At 63.1% G+C, this 17,380-nt stretch carries 16 protein-coding genes and 1 pseudogene; 12 read left to right on the forward strand and 5 right to left on the reverse strand.

Annotated elements, in window-relative coordinates:
- Window positions 1-9 precede the first annotated feature (9 nt).
- From ACOAP0_RS10950 to ACOAP0_RS10980, 7 genes are all read left to right on the forward strand, one after another.
- On the forward strand, window positions 10-1,152 hold the full coding sequence (locus tag ACOAP0_RS10950; RefSeq protein ID WP_498376429.1) for an ABC transporter ATP-binding protein: 1,143 nt from the start codon (window positions 10-12) through the stop codon (window positions 1,150-1,152).
- Window positions 1,142-2,032: a glucosamine kinase nucleotide-binding domain-containing protein gene (locus ACOAP0_RS10955; RefSeq protein ID WP_498376430.1), complete on the forward strand. Its 891-nt coding sequence runs from the start codon at window positions 1,142-1,144 to the stop codon at window positions 2,030-2,032. Before ACOAP0_RS10950 ends, ACOAP0_RS10955 begins: the two co-directional genes overlap by 11 nt.
- A 19-nt stretch (window positions 2,033-2,051) precedes the next feature.
- Window positions 2,052-3,074: an SIS domain-containing protein gene (locus tag ACOAP0_RS10960; RefSeq protein ID WP_498376431.1), complete on the forward strand. Its 1,023-nt coding sequence runs from the start codon at window positions 2,052-2,054 to the stop codon at window positions 3,072-3,074.
- Between the two features lie 9 nt (window positions 3,075-3,083).
- On the forward strand, window positions 3,084-3,878 hold the full coding sequence (locus ACOAP0_RS10965; RefSeq protein WP_498376432.1) for a D-hexose-6-phosphate mutarotase: 795 nt from the start codon (window positions 3,084-3,086) through the stop codon (window positions 3,876-3,878).
- A gap of 66 nt (window positions 3,879-3,944) precedes the next feature.
- Complete coding sequence (locus ACOAP0_RS10970) at window positions 3,945-4,553, forward strand: TIGR00645 family protein (RefSeq protein WP_087495900.1); 609 nt, start codon at window positions 3,945-3,947, stop codon at window positions 4,551-4,553.
- A gap of 86 nt (window positions 4,554-4,639) precedes the next feature.
- A complete protein-coding gene (locus ACOAP0_RS10975; protein WP_498376433.1) occupies window positions 4,640-5,587 on the forward strand; it encodes an ABC transporter ATP-binding protein in 948 nt (315 codons plus the stop codon).
- Window positions 5,584-6,930 carry an ABC transporter permease gene (locus ACOAP0_RS10980; protein WP_498376434.1) on the forward strand — a complete coding sequence of 449 codons (1,347 nt, stop codon included), beginning with the start codon at window positions 5,584-5,586 and terminating at the stop codon, window positions 6,928-6,930. Before ACOAP0_RS10975 ends, ACOAP0_RS10980 begins: the two co-directional genes overlap by 4 nt.
- A 19-nt stretch (window positions 6,931-6,949) precedes the next feature.
- Here ACOAP0_RS10980 and ACOAP0_RS10985 read toward each other — a convergent pair whose 3' ends face one another.
- Together ACOAP0_RS10985 and ACOAP0_RS10990 are read right to left on the reverse strand one after the other, a co-directional pair.
- Window positions 6,950-7,894: a cation diffusion facilitator family transporter gene (locus ACOAP0_RS10985; protein ID WP_498376435.1), complete on the reverse strand. Its 945-nt coding sequence runs from the start codon at window positions 7,892-7,894 to the stop codon at window positions 6,950-6,952.
- A 35-nt stretch (window positions 7,895-7,929) separates the two neighbouring features.
- Window positions 7,930-10,875, reverse strand: a complete 2,946-nt coding sequence (locus ACOAP0_RS10990; protein ID WP_498376436.1) for a DNA topoisomerase III — start codon at window positions 10,873-10,875, stop codon at window positions 7,930-7,932.
- Between the two features lie 102 nt (window positions 10,876-10,977).
- On the opposite strand from ACOAP0_RS10990, the pseudogene ACOAP0_RS10995 reads away from it, so the two are divergent.
- The 3 genes and pseudogenes from ACOAP0_RS10995 to ACOAP0_RS11005 all read left to right on the forward strand — a co-directional run.
- A pseudogene (locus tag ACOAP0_RS10995) lies at window positions 10,978-11,466 on the forward strand (SET domain-containing protein); the annotation flags it as partial.
- Window positions 11,466-12,245 (forward strand): biotin--[acetyl-CoA-carboxylase] ligase, encoded by a 780-nt coding sequence (locus ACOAP0_RS11000; RefSeq protein ID WP_498376437.1) that lies wholly within the window; start codon window positions 11,466-11,468, stop codon window positions 12,243-12,245. The pseudogene ACOAP0_RS10995 and the gene ACOAP0_RS11000, both read left to right, overlap by 1 nt.
- Window positions 12,246-12,250: 5 nt before the next feature.
- On the forward strand, window positions 12,251-12,910 hold the full coding sequence (locus ACOAP0_RS11005; RefSeq protein ID WP_498376438.1) for an SPOR domain-containing protein: 660 nt from the start codon (window positions 12,251-12,253) through the stop codon (window positions 12,908-12,910).
- Window positions 12,911-12,913: 3 nt separating this feature from the next.
- Here the strand turns inward: ACOAP0_RS11005 and ACOAP0_RS11010 are convergent, their stop codons facing one another.
- The 3 genes from ACOAP0_RS11010 to ACOAP0_RS11020 form a co-directional block, all read right to left on the reverse strand.
- Window positions 12,914-14,365 carry a sensor histidine kinase gene (locus ACOAP0_RS11010; RefSeq protein ID WP_498376439.1) on the reverse strand — a complete coding sequence of 484 codons (1,452 nt, stop codon included), beginning with the start codon at window positions 14,363-14,365 and terminating at the stop codon, window positions 12,914-12,916.
- A complete protein-coding gene (locus ACOAP0_RS11015) occupies window positions 14,362-15,036 on the reverse strand; it encodes a response regulator (RefSeq protein ID WP_087495909.1) in 675 nt (224 codons plus the stop codon). Before ACOAP0_RS11015 ends, ACOAP0_RS11010 begins: the two co-directional genes overlap by 4 nt.
- Before the next feature lie 93 nt (window positions 15,037-15,129).
- On the reverse strand, window positions 15,130-15,606 hold the full coding sequence (locus ACOAP0_RS11020; protein ID WP_498376440.1) for a MarR family winged helix-turn-helix transcriptional regulator: 477 nt from the start codon (window positions 15,604-15,606) through the stop codon (window positions 15,130-15,132).
- Between the two features lie 142 nt (window positions 15,607-15,748).
- On the opposite strand from ACOAP0_RS11020, the gene recA reads away from it, so the two are divergent.
- Together recA and recX are read left to right on the forward strand one after the other, a co-directional pair.
- Window positions 15,749-16,837: a recombinase RecA gene (gene recA / locus ACOAP0_RS11025; RefSeq protein WP_087495911.1), complete on the forward strand. Its 1,089-nt coding sequence runs from the start codon at window positions 15,749-15,751 to the stop codon at window positions 16,835-16,837.
- An 83-nt stretch (window positions 16,838-16,920) separates the two neighbouring features.
- On the forward strand, window positions 16,921-17,379 hold the full coding sequence (gene recX, locus ACOAP0_RS11030; protein WP_481874751.1) for a recombination regulator RecX: 459 nt from the start codon (window positions 16,921-16,923) through the stop codon (window positions 17,377-17,379).
- Window position 17,380: the final 1 nt, after the last annotated feature.

The following is a 17,380-nucleotide window of genomic DNA, read 5'->3' on the forward strand; positions in this document are numbered from 1 at the left end:
AGAACCACCATGGCAAGCGTTTCCCTCCAAAACATCAGCAAGCGCTACGGCAACAACGAGCCGGTGCTGCACAACATCAACCTCGAGATCGAGCACGGCGAATTGGTGGTGCTGGTCGGCCCCAGCGGCTGCGGCAAGTCCACCTTGTTGCGCGTGCTCTGCGGGCTGGAAGACATCAGCAGCGGCGAGTTGCGCATCGGTGACGACCTGGTCAACGACCTGCCGCCCGCCGAGCGCGGTATCGCCATGGTGTTCCAGAGCTATGCGCTCTACCCGCACATGACGGTCTACCGCAACATGTCGTTCGGGCTCAAGATCCACGGTGCCAACAAGGCCGACATTGACAAACGGGTACGTGATGCCGCCAAGGTGCTGCACATCGACCACCTGCTGGAACGCCTGCCCCGCGAGCTCTCGGGCGGGCAGCGCCAGCGTGTGGCCATCGGCCGCGCCATCGTGCGCGAGCCGCGCCTGTTTCTGTTTGACGAGCCGCTCTCCAACCTTGACGCTGCGCTGCGCGCCAAGACCCGCATCGAGCTGGCCCGCCTGCACCGCGACCTGGGCGCCACCATGGTCTATGTGACCCACGACCAGGTGGAAGCCATGACCATGGGCGACAAAATTGTGGTGCTCAGCGAAGGCCATGTGCAGCAGGCTGGCACCCCGCTCACGCTGTACCAGCAGCCTGCCAACCGTTTTGTGGCGACCTTCATCGGCTCGCCCACCATCAACCTGTTGCCGGCCCGTGTCGTGGAAGTGCTAGACGGTGGCGCCCGCCTGCTGTTGGGCAACGGCAGCAAGGTGCTGGCCACGGTGGACAGCAGCCAGCTGCAAGTGGGTGAGAGTGTGGAAGTGGGCCTGCGCCCCGAGCACTGCGAAGTGCTGCCCGTCGGCGTGGCGCCAGCGGCGGATGACACGGCGCTGGATGCCGAGATCACGCTGGTGGAGCACCTGGGCGAATCCAACTTGCTGTACCTCAAGATGGACGACGGGCAAGAGCTGATCGTGCGTGGTGACGGCAATGCCGAAGTGCGTCTGGGCGACTCGGTCATCGTGCGTGCGGCACCGTCTGCCCTGTACCTTTTCAAGGCTGATGGCACGGCGTGCACCCGCTTGAACCCCGGCAACATGCGCTCGGCCCATGCACGCTGAGCTGCTGCCGGCACACATTCACTACGCCATTGGCATTGATGGTGGCGGCACCAGCACCCGCGCGCGGGTGGTGCACCGCAGTGGTGTGGTGGTGGGCGAAGGCAAGGCCGGCGCCTCGGGCCTGACCCAGGGCATTGGCCAGGCGTGGCGCCACATCAAAGAAGCCATTTCGCAAGCTACCGGGGGCAGGTTGCAAGCCGGCTGGCCCGAGCCGGTGCCGGCCAACTGTGCCTTGGGCTTGGGCTTGGCCGGTGCCAACAATGCGGCGTGGCACGCCGAATGTCTGGCCGCCGATCCGGGCTATGCCACCTTGAAGCTGGAGTCTGATGCGGTCACGGCGCTGCTGGGTGCGCACGGCGGACACCCGGGTGCGCTGGTCATCGTAGGCACCGGTGCGGTGGGCCTGGCCTTGCTGCCGGACGGGCAGCGCCGCACCAGCGGTGGTTGGGGCTTCCCGAGTGGTGATGAGGGCAGTGGCGCGGACTTGGGTCTGCAGGCCGTCAACCTCACCCAGCGTGCGTTGGACGGCCGCGCGTTGCCAGGGCCGTTAACCCTGGCAGTGCTGCAAGCCACAGGTGGCACACCCGAGGCCTTGCTGGCCTGGTGTGGTGCCGCAGGGCAAGGGGAGTACGCCAGCCTCACGCCCCTGATTTTTTCGCACGAGGCTTCCGACCCTGACGCTGCAAGGCTGCTGGAGCGGGCCCTGCACCAGCTTGAAGCCTTGGCCCGTGCCGTAGACCCTACTCACACGCTGCCCTTGGTAGTAGCCGGCAGCGTAGGCCAACGACTGGCGCCCCGGCTCTGTGCTTTGGTGGGCGCGTGTGTGGTGCCACCGCAGGGTGACGCCATGGACGGTGCCCTGACCCTGTGTTTGCAATGACATGAAAAGAGATTCCCTAATGACAACATTGATGTTGCAAGAGGCCCTGACCTCCGCGCGCCAGGTGGCGCAACAACTGGCGGGCGATGAAGGTCGCTACGCCGCCCTTGGCCTGGCGTTGCGGGCTTTGCCGCCCCAGGGTGCCGTCACCATTGCCCGTGGCAGCTCGGACCACGCGGCTGCCTACTTCGCCTATCTGGTGATGTCGCGCACCGGGCAGCTGGTGACCTCGCTGCCCATGTCGTTGCTGACCCTTTACAAGGCGCCCATGGCGCGCCAGCGGGTGCTGGCCGTGTCCATTTCGCAGTCGGGCCGCAGCCCGGACTTGTTTGAACCCATGCAGGTGTTTGAGAAAGCCGGGGCGACCACGGTGGCCCTGGTGAATGACATCAGCTCGCCCCTGGCGCAAGCGGTGGACTGGGCCATGCCTTTGCACGCAGGCCCCGAGAAGAGTGTGGCTGCCACCAAGAGCTTTATTTGCGGCCTGGTAGCCGGTGCACGGCTGGCCGCGCACTGGGGTGCCCATGCGGACTTGCTGGAAGCCTTGAAGACGCTGCCTGCTGCGCTGGAAGAGGCCTGCCAGCAGGACTGGAGCGCTGCGGTGGAGCCCTTGCGCACCGCCAGCCAGCTCATGGTGATAGGCCGGGGCCCGGGCCTGGCGATTGCGCAGGAGGCAGCCCTCAAGTTCAAGGAGACTTGCGGCATTCAGGCCGAGGCCTTCAGCGGGGCCGAGGTCAAACACGGCCCCATGGCGCTGGTGAACGACAACTACCCTATGCTGATCTTTGCCCTGCGCGGCCCGGCCCAGCAAAGCCTGATTGCGTTGGCCGCTGAGATGCGAGGTCGTGGCGCACGGGTGCTCTTGGCTGCACCGGCTGATGTACCTGAGCGGGACCTCACACTGAGTACGGCGCCGCAGGAGGACCTGGACCCGATCACTGCCATCCAGAGTTTCTATCTGCTGGTGGAGGCGGTTGCCCGTGCGCGCGGGCTGGACCCCGACCAGCCACCCCATCTCTCGAAAGTCACAAGCACCCGATAAACTGGGTACATGCATGTTCAAACTTTGATGATGGAAGGGGCACCCGCAGTTCAGCTGCAGGGCCCCGCCGGCGATACGGTCACCGTGCTCTTGCGCGGTGCGCAGGTGATTTCGTGGGTGGATGCTACGGGTGTGGAGCGCTTGTACCGCAGCCCGCTCTCGCCGCTGGACGGGCCGCAGCCTGTGCGGGGCGGCGTGCCGGTGATTTTTCCGCAGTTCTCCGGACGTGGCCCCATGGTGCGCCACGGATTTGCACGCACCAGCCTGTGGGAGTGGCTGCCGGCGGATGCGGCTGGGGCCGAGCCTCAGCTGGTCTTTCGCATGCAGCACACCGCGCACGAGACGCCGCTGTGGCCGCATGACTGTGCATGTACCTTGACTGTGGCCTTGGTGCCGGCCGGTCTGCGCATGACGCTGGCCGTGCACAACACCGGCAATAGCCCCTTGAGCTTTCATGCCGCACTGCACACCTACCTGGAGGTGGGCGACGTTGCCCGGAGCACGCTGACCGGTGTCTTGCCGCAGGGCGAGGTCTTGTCGCTGGCCGAGCCGATTGACCACTTGTTTGAATCCGTGCCTGGCCCGTTTGCCCTGCGCAGCCCTGCCAGTGCGCTGGACCTGGTCCACGAAGGCTTTACCGATGCGGTGGTCTGGAACCCCGGGCCGCAGGCCGTGATTGCTGACCTGCCTGCCGGGGGCTATGCCCGTTTCCTGTGTGTGGAGGCTGCCTCCGTGGGCGTGCCGGTGCAGTTGGCGCCGGGCGCACATTGGCAAGGTAGCCAGTGCCTGGTCACCGCCGCGTAGGGGTAAGCCCCGCTTTTTTACAATGCCGGCGCACACGGTGCCCGGCACCATCCAACGGAAAACTCCATGACATCCCCTGAATCCACTCCCAAGAGCCCCAAATTGCGCCCTATTCCCAACTTCATTTTTGCCAGCCGCTGGTTGCAGCTGCCCCTGTACCTGGGCTTGATTGCCGCGCAGGGCGTGTACGTGTTTCACTTCTGGGTGGAGCTGGTGCACCTGCTGGAAGCCGCCTTCGGCAGCCAGACCGCGCTGCAGGCGCTCGTAAGCAGCATCGGCTACAAGTCGGATGTGCCCGTGCCCGCGTTGAACGAGACCATCATCATGCTGGTGGTGCTGGCGCTGATTGACGTGGTGATGATCTCCAACCTGCTGATCATGGTGATCGTGGGTGGCTACGAGACCTTTGTGAGCCGCATGGACCTGGACGGCCACCCCGACCAACCGGAATGGCTCAGCCATGTGAACGCCTCGGTGCTCAAGGTGAAGCTGGCCACCGCCATCATCGGCATCAGCTCCATCCACCTGCTCAAGACCTTTATCAACGCTGCAAACTACGACGAGAAAGTGCTGATTGCCCAGACGGCCATCCACATCACCTTCCTGTTGTCAGCCATTGCCATTGCCTACACCGACAAGCTGCTCAATAGCAGCCACCAGAATACCGGGCATTGATGAAATGGGCTGCTAGCGCCAGTGGATAATGCGCGAGCAGCTACTAAAAATATAGCAATCATCCACTGCTGAAGGGACGGCTTTCCATGATTCACGTGAGTGGTTTGGTCTTTGACTACCTGGGGCACCGCGCCCTGCACGGGGTCTCGGTGGATATCCCGCAGGGCACGGTCACCGCCCTGGTGGGCCCAAACGGCGCCGGCAAGTCCACGCTGATGCGCTGCATTGCCGGGCTGGACACGCCGCTGGCCGGCACCATCACGGTGGGTGGTGTGGATGTGCAGGAACATCCGCGCGAGGTGCACACCAAGCTGGGCTATCTCTCCGACTTCTTCGGCCTCTACCAGGACCTCACGGTAGAGCAGTGCCTGCACTATGCCGCCGCGTCGCAGGGCATTGCTGAAAGCCGCGTGCCCAAGCGCGTCAAAGAAGTGGCCCGCTTCCTGAATCTGGAAAACAAGCTGCAAAGCCTGGCCAGCAACCTCTCGCGCGGGCAGCGCCAGCGGGTGGCGATCGGACAGGCCATCGTGCACATGCCGCAGGTGCTGCTGCTCGATGAGCCCGCCAGTGGTCTGGACCCGGAAGCGCGCGCCGACCTGTCGGCCTTGTTCCGCAACCTGCAGTCCCATGGCATGACGCTGGTCGTGTCCAGCCACATCCTGAGCGAGTTGGATGAGTACTGCACCCACATCCTCTCCATCCGCGACGGGCGGGTCAGCCGCTTTGCCAGCCTGGCGACGACTGCTACCGGCAGCGAAGGCGTGGTCAAGGCGCTGATGCAGGTGCAGCTGGCTGCGCCCGCGCCGCAACTGGCCCAAGCGCTGGCCGTTTATGAAGTGGCGCACCTGGATGCGAGTGGCGCTACGCCCACGACGGTGTACCTGCCTGCCGGCGACCTGGCCGCACGCGCGGCCCTGCTGGCCAAGCTCACTGCAGAGGGTGTGCCCGTATGTGCCTTTCAGGAAGTACGCACCAGCCTGCAGATGAGCTATGGCCAAGCCGATTCCCACCACTCCTCGGGAGCTGCACCATGAACCCGGAATTCAAGCGCAACCTCTGGTTGGAAATTTCGCCCGCCCGCCTCGCCCTGATGCCCGGGGTGCTGACCCTGATCGCCCTGCTGGCCGTCGCCATCAGCGAGCACAACCCGCGCGACAACCTGTTCATCGCCTGCACGGTGTTGTTCACCGGCCTCACCGTGGGTTGGGGCAGCCTGTTGGTGATGTCCAGTATCAACAACGAAGTGACCGAGCGCACCTGGGACCAGCAGCGCCTGAGCGCACTCACCCCCTGGCAGATGGCCTGGGGCAAGCTGTTCGGCAGCACTGCCTACGCATGGTACGGCGCTCTGCTGTGTGCTGTGGTGGCGGTGCTCGCAGCCTCGACCCTGCCGGGTTTCTTGAGCCGCTGCGTCTGGATGCTGGCAGGTGCCATTGGCGCAGTCGCCCTGCATGCCTGGCTGATGGCCAGCCGCTTGCATACCCTGGACCTGCGCACCGAAAAGTCCAGCAGCACGGCAGGCCGACTGTTCGGCTTGTTCATGGCCTTGCAGACGCTGCCCATGGTGTTCATGGTGCTGCGCAGCCCGACTGACGAGCCTCAAGCTTCCGGCGGCTGGTGGAGTCTGGGGCTGCCGCTGCCTGTGCAGTCGCTGGTGCTGGCCGCCTTGATGCTGGCGCTGGGATTGCTGGCCTTGTGGCGCAGCATGGGCAAGCAGCTGATGGTGCGGTCAACCCCTTGGGCCTGGGCACTGGGCGTGTTGGCTGTGGGCTGGATGCTGGCCGGCTTCATGCCGGAAGACGCCCGCGACGCCAACCTGATGGTGCCACTGGCCGGTGTGGCGCTTTTGGCCACGTATGCGGCCTTGTTTACCGAGAGCAACAACCGCCTGGTCTGGCAGGCTGTGCTGTTTCACCATGCCCACAGCCCCCGCCGCCGCATGCTGCAGGCCCTACCTTTGTGGCCGGTGAGCTGGGCCATGGCGGCGCTGTTTGTGCTGCTCTATGGCGTGTTGGGCATCAACCCCGACCAGCACCTGGCGTCCTTGGGTAGCGTGATGTGGCTGGCCTTGTTGCATTGCCTGCGGGACTGCGGCATCTACCACTTCTTTGCGCTGCGAAACACCACGCGCAAGCCGGCCGGCATGACGCTGCTAACGCTCTTTGTGTTGGGGGTGGTGCTGCCCGGCTTGGTGGCGGGTACCGCGCCGGAGTTGGCGACCTGGTTTGAACCCTTGTTCGGCCTGCAGCAACTGGTCAAGGGTGGCGGATCGTTGGGTCTGGCGCCTTGGTTGGCCATGGCGGTCCAGCTGGCGGTGGTGGCTGCGTTGGTGGCCTGGCGTTGGGCTGCTGGCGCCAAGCCCGCCCAAACCAGCTAAAGGGGTTTTTGCAGCTTGCTCAGACCACCGGCTGGTGGTCGGCGTCCGGCCGGTGGGCCGGGTCCACATGGGTCATCAGGTTGAGGACCCGGTGGCGCTTGAGCACGGCGTTGCGCGCGGCCACGGCGATGTTGTGCCCCTCTTCGACGGTGAGTTTGGCGTCCACTTCAATGTGGGCGTCGGCCACCACCATGTCGCCCATCTTGCGGGTTCGCACATCGTGCACACCGGCTACACCGGGGGTGGCCATCAAGGTGCTGCGAATGGCTTGCACTTCTTCTTCATCCACCGCGCGGTCCATCAGGTCGTGCAGCGCGTCCCAGCCGAAGCTCCAGCCCATCTTGCCCACCATGAAGCCCACAATCAGCGCCGCAATCGGGTCCAGCAGCGGATAGCCGGCCATGCTGCCCAGAATGCCCAGGCTGACCACCAACGAAGACGCAGCGTCCGAGCGCGCGTGCCACGCGTTGGCTACCAGCAGGCTGGACTTCACGGCTTTAGCCGTGCGCAGCATGTAGCGGAACAACAGCTCCTTGGTGGCAATGCCGGCCAGTGCCACCCACAGGGAGGTGAAGTGCGCAGGGGCAATGGTGTCGGGGGCTTCCAGCTTCTGCAGGGCCGACCAGATCATGCCGCCACCTACCGCCAGCAGGATGGCGCCCAGGGCCAGAGAAGCCGCCGTCTCGAAGCGTTGGTGACCGTAGGGGTGGTCTACGTCGGCGTCCTTCTTGGCATGGTGCCCTGCGAACAGCACCACAAAGTCCGACACTAGGTCGGACAGCGAATGGATGCCGTCCGCAATTAACGCCTGCGACTTGGTTAGCGTGCCCACGATGACCTGGGCACTCGCCAACACCACGTTCACCACCACGCTCACCCAAGTGCTGCGGGAGGCCGCGGCAGCGCGCTCTGCGGCGCTGTGGGTTGCGTGTTCGGAGTCGTCGTCTTGTTCAGTGAATTGCATGGTGTGCAGTGTGCCCTTGGAAGCTGAAGGCGCCCTTAACTGAGGTGTTTGCCGGCAATGCCGGCCAGCTCAAACATGGTGACCTGGGGCTTGCCGAACACCGCGAGCAGCTTGGCATCGGCGTTGATGCTGCGCTTGTCTTTGGCGTCTTGCAGGCCGTTGGCCTTGATGTAGTCCCACAGCTTCTTCATGACCTGCGGGCGCGCAATCGGCTCGGCACCGATCACCGCGGCCAACTCTGCGCTCGGTTGTTTGCCGCTGGCTGCGGTGGTCTTGCGGGGGGCTTTGGGCTTGGCCTCTTTGACGGCAGCAGCTTTCTTTGCAGGGGCTTTTTTGGCTGCAGCGCCCGCAGAACCAGCGCGAGCAGCTCCTGTTTTTGTAGCGGCTGTGGTTTTTGCAGCTGCTTTGTAGGCCGTTTTGCGGGGAGGGAACTTGGAGGGGGCGAACTCGAAGTTCACTTTGCCTTCGGTCGCATCCCAAGCCAGCATGGCCTTGAAGTTGCGGCGGGTGCGCATGGAGACAAATTTCTCCAGCATGTCGGTCTTGCCGGTGGCCAGCAGCTTTTGCATCTGCTCGCGCTCAATGGGTTGCTGCAGGATGATCTGGCCGCTCTTGAAGTCGCAGCTCGGGGTGGCCTGTGCATCGGTGGGCACCGATTTCTCGCACACGTAGTTCTTGCCGTGCTCGAAGACATTGCCGCCGCACTTGGGGCACGCGCCCAGGGCGGTTTGTGCGCTGAAATCGATGATCTCGCCGTCTTCCTCGCCGGCCTTGTCGTCGCCGAAGTCGAACTCCAGTTTGTAGTTCTTGGCTTCTTCATCAAACTTGATGACCATCTCGGCCACAAAAGGCCAGCCGGCTTTGGAGCGGAAACCGTCCAGCGGGCCGATGTGCTTATCGCGCAGGAACTGCTCCACTTCGGCCAGCTCAAAAGTGCGGCCTGCGGGAGACTTGCCGAACGAGAAGCCACAGCCTTCGCTGTGACCGTCTGCACCGGTGCAGGTGTAGCGGCGGTAGTTTTCCTTCACGATGCCACTACAGTTGGGGCACGGGGCTGCTAGCGTGGCGTAGTCACCGGGGATGGTGTCGCGGTCGTATTCCTTGGCTTTCCGGACCATGTGCTCAGTCATGGCGGCAATCTCGGCCATGAACTTTTCGCGGCTGAGTTTGCCCTGCTCCATTTGGGCGAGCTTGTATTCCCACTCACCGGTAAGTTCGGCCTTGGTCAGTTCCTGCACATCCAGGCCGCGCAGAAGCGTCATGAGCTGGAAGGATTTTGCGGTTGGGATCAGCTCGCGGCCTTCGCGCAGCATGTACTTTTCGGCGATCAGACCTTCGATGATGCTGGAGCGGGTGGCTGGTGTGCCCAAGCCTTTCTCTTGCATGGCTTCGCGCAGCTCGTCGTCTTCCACGGTTTTGCCGGCACCTTCCATGGCGCCAAGCAGCGTCGCTTCGGAGTAGCGTGCAGGCGGTTTGGTCTTGAGGCCCTTGGGGTCTACCGGGTCGCCCTTGACCTTTTCACCGGGCGCTACGGGCACTAGGTTCTGGCCCTTGTCGCCTTCTTTGGCGTCTTCCACTTCAGCGGCGGCTTCTTTGCCGTAGATGGCCAGCCAGCCCGGCTTGACCAGTACCTTGCCTTCGGTTTTGAAGGCGTGCTGGGCAGCGGTGGTGATGCGGGTGGTAACTTGGTACTCCGCGCTGGGGAAGAACACCGCCATGAAGCGGCGCACGACCAGGTCGTACAGCTTTTGCTCCGCCTCGCTCAGGCCGCTGGGCGCTTGCAGAGTGGGGATGATGGCAAAGTGATCCGAGACCTTGGCGTTGTCGAACACGCGTTTGGTGGGCTTGATGTAGTTTCCATTCAGTGCGACCAGGGCGTGGGGCGCCAAGTGACGCATATCGCTGTCGGCCAGCATCTCGAAGGTCTTCTTCACCACGGGCACATAGTCTTCCGGCAGGGCGCGGGAATCGGTACGCGGGTAGGTCAGGGCCTTGTGGCGCTCGTAGAGGCTCTGGGCAATCTGCAAAGTGGTCTTGGCGGAGAAGCCGAACTTGCCGTTGGCTTCACGTTGCAGGCTGGTCAGGTCAAACAGCAGGGGGGAAGCTTGCGTGGTGGGCTTGCTCTCTTCTGTGACCGTGGCTTGTTGGCCGCGTACGGCGTCGGCTATTGTCCTGGCTTCGGCCAGGGACCAGACGCGGTCGGCCTTCTTTTCAGCGTCGTCCGCATCCTTCTTGTGCGCAGGGTTGAACCACTTGGCGGGGTACTCACCCGCCTGGGCGGCAAAGGTGGCGTGTACTTCCCAATAGTCGCGGCTCACAAACTTGCGGATCAGCTCTTCGCGCTCGACCACCACGGACAAGGTGGGCGTTTGCACCCGGCCCACGGTGGTCAGGAAGAAGCCGCCATCGCGGCTGTTGAAAGCCGTCATGGCGCGGGTGCCGTTGATGCCGACCAGCCAGTCGGCCTCCGAGCGGCAGCGGGCAGCATCGGCCAGGGGCTGCATCTGGGCATTGGTGCGCAGGTGGTCAAAGCCATCGCGGATGGCCTGGGGCGTCATGGACTGCAGCCACAAGCGGCTCACCGGCTTGCCCAGCGGCTTGGCGCCACCGGCGTACTGTTCGATCAGGCGGAAGATCAGCTCTCCTTCGCGGCCCGCGTCACAGGCGTTTACCAGCTTGTCCACGTCTTTGCGTTTGGCCAGCTTGACCACGGCGTTCAGGCGCGTCTTGGTCTTGTCCACAGGCTTGAGGTCGAAGTGCGGCGGGATCACCGGCAGGTGCGCAAAGCTCCACTTGCCACGCTTGACGTCATATTGTTCAGGGGCCTGGATCTCGACCAGGTGGCCTACGGCGCTGGAGACGACATAGGTGTCGCTCTCGAAGTACTCATCATGTTTCTCAAACTTGCCGGCCACCGGTGTGAGTGCACGCACGATGTCTTGGGCGACCGACGGCTTTTCCGCAATAACTAATGTTTTCATCTGACTACAATCCAGTTCTCGCGTGCGCGCAGGCGCGCACTTGCACACGCAGGCACGCACACATGCGCGCCCATACGATTCACCATACCAAATTTTCCATCCGTGGCAAAAACCCCAGTGAAATCCTCCCCCAGCGCATCGACTTCGAACCAGCGCCGCATCCAGACCCGGCGCTCCGGGGTACATGGCAAAGGGGTGTTCGCACTGCAGGACATTGCTGAGGGTGAAACCATCATCGAGTATGTGGGCGAAGTGATCAGCTGGCAGGAGGCTCAAGACCGCCACCCCCACGATCCGAAAGACCCGAACCACACCTTTTACTTCTCGCTGGAAAACGGCAATGTGATTGATGCCCTGTACGGCGGCAATTCCTCCCGCTGGATCAACCATTCCTGTGACGGCAATTGCATCGCCGATGAGGAAGAGGGGCGCGTGTTCATCAAGGCCTTGCGCAATATCAGCGCGGGTGAAGAGCTGAACTATGACTACGGCCTGATTCTGGAAGAGCGCTACACCGCCAAACTCAAGGCCGAGTACCCCTGCTGGTGCGGCAGTGCCAATTGCCGCGGCACCCTTCTTGCCCCCAAAAGATGAGCATGCGCTGGCCCGCTGAAGCGATCTGGGAGGAGGTATTTGCCGTTCTCCCGGGCTTCAGTGTGGAGATCCTGCCGGAGGTGGATTCCACCAACACCGAACTGATGCGCCGTGCCCGTGCCGGACTCACCGATCCCGTCCTGCTGGTGGGCGAGCGTCAGACCGCAGGCCGTGGTCGCTTGGGCCGCGACTGGAAGAGTGACACGCAGGGCGATGGCGGCACGCTGACTTTTTCACTGGGACTGCCCTTGCAGCCGCAAGACTGGTCGGGCTTGTCCTTGGCGGTAGGTTTGTCGGTGGTGCAAAGCCTGCACCCGGACCTGCAACTGAAGTGGCCCAACGATGTGTGGTGGCAAGGCCGAAAGCTGGCCGGCATCCTGATAGAGACCGCCAGTGCCGGGGACCAGCGCTATGCGGTGATCGGTATCGGCATCAACATCACTCCCCGCGAGGGCGACGGTTTGCGTACGCCACCTGCCGCCTTGCAGGAGTTGATGCCCGGGCTCGATGCACCCGCGGTATTGCAGAAGGTGGCGGCGCCCTTGGTGCACGCCGTGCAAGTGTTTGCCTCTCAGGGCTTTGCGCCATTGCGTCAGGCTTTCCTTGGACGCGACTTGTTGTACGGCCAGCCGGTCGTCTGCACGGACGGCACGCAGGGCATCGCCAAAGGCGTGGATGCGGGTGGCGTGCTGCTGGTGCATACTGACAACGGCCTTGTCAAAATCAATAGCGCGGAGGTGAGTGTGCGCCCCGCGTCCCCTTCCTCTCTGTCCTGATCCGTATGTTGCGACTGATTGTTCTGGTGCTGTTACTGGCCAATGGCGTGTACTTTGCGTGGAGCCACGACTACCTGAAGATGTACGGCTTCGGACCGGTAGCTCCGAATGAGCCGCACCGTTTGGAGCAGCAGATCAAGCCCGAGATGATTCAGCTGCTGAGCGCCGGCGATCTGAAGAAAGCCGAAGCCCAGGTCCAAGCCGATCTGGCACCCAAGGAATGCCTGCAAGCCGGTCCGTTCGATGATGAACAAGCCGCAAGCCTGCGGAAAGCGCTGGACGCGGCCCTGCCCAGCGGAAGCTGGCAGATCGAGACCGTGAAGGAGTCGGCGCGCTGGATTGTGTACATGGGTAAATACGCCTCCGCCGACCTGCAGGCCAAGAAGCGCGCCGAGCTGGCCGGCATGGGCATCAAGGCGGAGGCGGTTGGCACTTCTGAACTTCAACCGGGGCTGGTGCTGGCGGCATTTGAATCAGAAGCTGCGGCCAAGGCCGAACTGGCCAGTCTGGCACCCAAAGGCATTCGCACTGCCAAAGTGGTGCAGGAGCGAGAAGCAGGCACTGCCAATCAGCTCAAGCTGCCCGCCGTGTCTGAGGCCTTGAAAGCCAAGTTGCAAGACATCAAGCCCTCGATGGCAGGCCACAGCTTCAAGGCCTGCAGCTAAGCCTCAAGCGCTTTCTACTTCAATCAGGCGCGAAAAGCGCAGGGTGAAGGTGGTGCCCGGCGGCGTGTGGCCGGGGCGGCTGTCGTCTACCGCGATTTCTGCGTGGTGCTGACGAGCGATTTCCTGCACGATGGGAAGGCCCAGACCGGAGCCGTCTGCTTCATTGCCCAATGCGCGGTAAAACGGCTGGAACACCAGCTCCCGCTCGGCCAGCGGGATACCCGGACCGTTGTCCTCTACCTGCAGCACCAGTGCCCCGCTGAACGGGTCGAGCAACACGCGCGCGGTGATGACGCCTGCGCGCTCTTGGGTGGACGGTGTGTAGTTGATGGCGTTGTCCACCAGGTTTCGCACCATTTCCTTGAGCAAGGTGATGTTGCCCTGGATGGAGACGCCCGGCGTGCCGGCCTCCACCCCTTCATAGCCCAGGTCGATGGACTTTTCCAACGCGCGGGGTACGCAGTCGCGCACCACGTCCATGGTGAGCTTGGCCAGGTCGCAGGGCTGGTGGGCCAGCACGGTGCCACTGCTTTCGGCACGGGCGAGCGCCAGCAGTTGGTTCACCGTGTGGGTGGCGCGGATGCTGGAACGGCCGATCTGCCGCAGGGACTGCTTGAGATCGTCTGCGCTCGCGCCCTGGCGCTGCGCCAGGTCGGCTTGCATGCGAAGGCCGGCCAGTGGAGTCTTGAGTTGGTGCGCCGCATCGGCCAGAAAGCGCTTCTGCGTGGCGATCGAGTCTTTGAGTCGCATCAGCAGGTCGTTCACCGACGACACCAGCGGCACTACTTCGAGGGGAACGGCCTCTACGTCCAGCGGGCTCAGGTCGTCGGGGCTGCGGGCGCGAATGCGCTCTTCCAGCCTGTTGAGTGGCTTGATGGCTTGCACCAGCGCCAGCCAGACGAGCAGCACGGCCAGCGGCAGGATCACGAATTGCGGCAGCATCACGCCTTTGACAATTTCGGTGGCCAGCACCGAACGCTTGTCCATGGTTTCGGCCACTTGCACCAAAGCGGGCCGGCCGTCGGGCACGTCCACACGCACCCACATATACGCCACGCGCAGGTCGGTGCCCTTGAAATCCACCTCGCGCATGCGGACCTCGCCGGGCGGCAGGCGTTCGTCTTCCGGAGGCAGAGGCAGGTCTTTCTCGCCGCTGAGGTATTCGCCCTTGGTGCCCAGCACCTGGTAATACACGGTGTCGGAGTCGTCGGTGCGCAGCAGCTCGCGCGCCGGCAGTGGCAGCACGAACTGGGCCTTGTTCTTGTTGACGGTGATGAGCTGCGCCAGTGCGCCCGCGTTGTATTCGAGCGCGCGGTCAAATGGCTTGCCGGCAATGCCCTGTGCGACCAGCCAGGTGAGCACCAGGCTGACAGGCCACAGCAGCAGCAGCGGGGTCAGCATCCAGTCGAGGATTTCCCCGAACAGGCTGCGTTGCTCCCGCTGAAAAATCTTCACGAGGGAATCTTCTCCAGGCAGTAGCCCAGTCCACGCACGGTAGCGATGCGGATGGGGCCTTTCTCGATCTTCTTGCGCAGACGGTGGATGTAGACCTCAATGGCGTTGTTGCTGACCTCTTCACCCCATTCGCAGAGACGCTCCACCAGCTGGTCTTTGCTGACCAGGCGCCCAGCGCGCTGCAGCAGCACTTCCAGGAGGCCGAGTTCGCGGGCGGAGAGTTCGACCATCTTGCCGTCGATGGTGGCCACACGACCGGCCTGGTCGTAGGTCAACGGGCCGTGTTTGATACTGCTGCTGGTGGCTCCCATGCCGCGGCGGATCAGGGCGCGCACGCGGGCTTCGAGCTCTTGCAGGCTGAAGGGTTTGGCCATGTAGTCGTCGGCACCGTAGTCCAGGCCTTTGACACGCTCATCCACGCTGTCTGCCGCCGTCAGGATCAGCACCGGCAGCGAAGAACCCCGTGCACGCAGCTTCTTGAGGACTTCCAGTCCGTGCATTTTGGGCAGGCCCAAGTCCAGGATCAGCAGGTCGAACTCTGTGTTGGTCATGAGTGCGGCATCGGCTTCGGTGCCACTGGCCACATGGTCTACCGCAGCACCTGCGCTGCGCAGTGCGCGCAGCAGGCCATCGGCCAGAACTTGATCGTCTTCAGCAATGAGAATGCGCATGTGTGTCTCCGTGCGGGGTGCGGCGCTGCGGCCGCTTGAGTGCCATTCTAGGCGCCTCGTGCGGGCGCCCTTTTGCGGTGACGCAGCATCCGGTCAATGGCTGGCGTAGGCTTCCAGTCCCAGCGTGATGACCGTGGCCACCTCGGGGCCGACCGATTGTTCCAGCTCCGCCTGTGCCTGCTGCACGGCGTCCTGGTAAGCCTGCACCCATGCCAATCCGGCGGCAGTGAAGCAGATGCGTTTGGCGCGGGCGTCGGTTGCATCGCTCTCCCGCTGCACCATGCCCCAGGCTTCGCACTGGGTGACCAGCATGGCCATGGCTTGTTTGGTCATGCCGGCGCGTGCAGCCAGATCGGTCAGGCGCGTGCCTTGCAGCTCGAGGTGCCGCGTGATGTGGACGTGTGCTGCACCGACCTGCCCGCGCGCGGCCAGGTTGGCCAGACCCAGTGGAACCGTCGGGTGACTGCCCATGAGCTGGAGCACCCGCACATCGAACCGCTCCAGCGCCAGGCGCAGCCAATGGCCGACATGATTGCTTCGCCAGGTGTCTGCATGGGGAGAAGATTGCATGGTCTAAATGGTAATGCAAACTGACTAAAAAATAGCTTGTAGCTGTTTGACCGTCCCCATAAACTACTGTTCAAGCATCCAGCCTGTTGTTAAAACCAGATGCAAGAAGTTAGCCCACCAATTGATTTTTCAGGAGATTTCCATGGACGCACCCGTCAAGAACCCCGCCGCCAACGCTGAGAAGGCCAAGGCCCTGCAAGTCGCTCTGGCCCAGATCGAAAAGCAATTCGGCAAGGGCACCATCATGCGTCTGGGCGAGGGGGAAGTGATCGAAGACATCCAGGTCGTGTCCACCGGTTCTCTGGGCCTGGACATTGCGCTGGGTGTAGGTGGCCTGCCCCGCGGCCGTGTGGTGGAAATCTATGGCCCGGAGTCATCCGGCAAAACCACCCTGACCCTGCAAGTGGTGGCCGAGATGCAAAAACAAGGAGGCCAATGCGCTTTCGTGGATGCCGAGCACGCGCTGGACATCCAGTATGCCCAGAAGCTGGGCGTGAACCTGCAAGACCTGCTGATCAGCCAGCCCGATACGGGCGAACAGGCCCTGGAAATCGTGGACAGCCTGGTGCGCTCCGGCGCGGTGGATCTGATCATTGTGGACTCGGTAGCTGCGTTGACCCCCAAGGCCGAGTTAGAGGGCGAAATGGGCGACAGCCTGCCCGGCTTGCAAGCCCGCCTGATGAGCCAGGCTCTGCGTAAGCTCACTGCTCATATCAAGAAGACCAACTGCATGGTCATCTTCATCAATCAGATCCGCATGAAGATCGGCGTGATGTTCGGCTCGCCTGAAACCACCACCGGCGGTAACGCGCTGAAGTTCTACGCCTCTGTCCGTCTGGATATCCGCCGCACCGGCACCATCAAGAAGGGCGAGGACTCGATCGGCAACGAGACCAAAGTCAAGGTGGTCAAAAACAAGGTCAGCCCTCCGTTCAAGACGGCGGAGTTTGACATCCTGTTCGGTGAAGGTATCAGCCGCCACGGCGAGATCATCGACATGGGCGTGAACGCAGGCATCCTGGAAAAATCCGGCGCCTGGTACGCCTACCAAGGCGAGAAGATCGGTCAAGGCCGCGACAACGCCCGTGAATTTCTGCGTGAGAACCCTGAGTTGTCGGTCGAAATCGAGAACAAAGTGCGCGCCAACCTTGGCATCCCTTTGTTGCCGGTGGCAGAGCCTGAAGCGAAGGCCAAGGGCAAGAAAGCCGATAAGGCTGACAAAGCAGAGTAATGGTCAAAGTAGCTGCTAGCGCTCATGAAATGTGCGCCAGCAGCTACTGAATTCATAGCAAATATTTGACTGCCGGATCTGCAATGGCAACCCAATCGCTATCGCTTACTGCCCGGGCACTGCGCTTACTCAGCACCCGCGAGCACTCGCGCGTGGAGCTGGAGCGAAAGCTGCAGCGCTTTGAAGAGGAGCCCGGAACCTTGGCCAAGGCATTGGACACGCTGGCCGCCAAAGACTTCATCAACGAAGAGCGGGTGGTCGGTTCCGTGCTCTACCGGCGTGCCGGAAAACTGGGCACTGCGCGTATCAAGCAGGAGCTGCAAGCCAAGGGGCTGGCTCCGGAAGCTGTGTCCGAGGCGGTGGCCACATTGCGTGAGACCGAGCTGGAAAGGGCCCGCGAGGTGTGGCGCAAAAAGTTCGGAACCCAGCCGCAGGACGCAACAGAGCGCGCCAAGCAGATGCGCTTCCTGGCCGGGCGCGGCTTCGGCGGAGACACCATCCACCGGGTAGTCTCCGGCGGAGGTGATGAAGGCGAATACTGAG

It is taken from the genome of Curvibacter sp. Hmag1.1, from assembly GCF_059769165.1.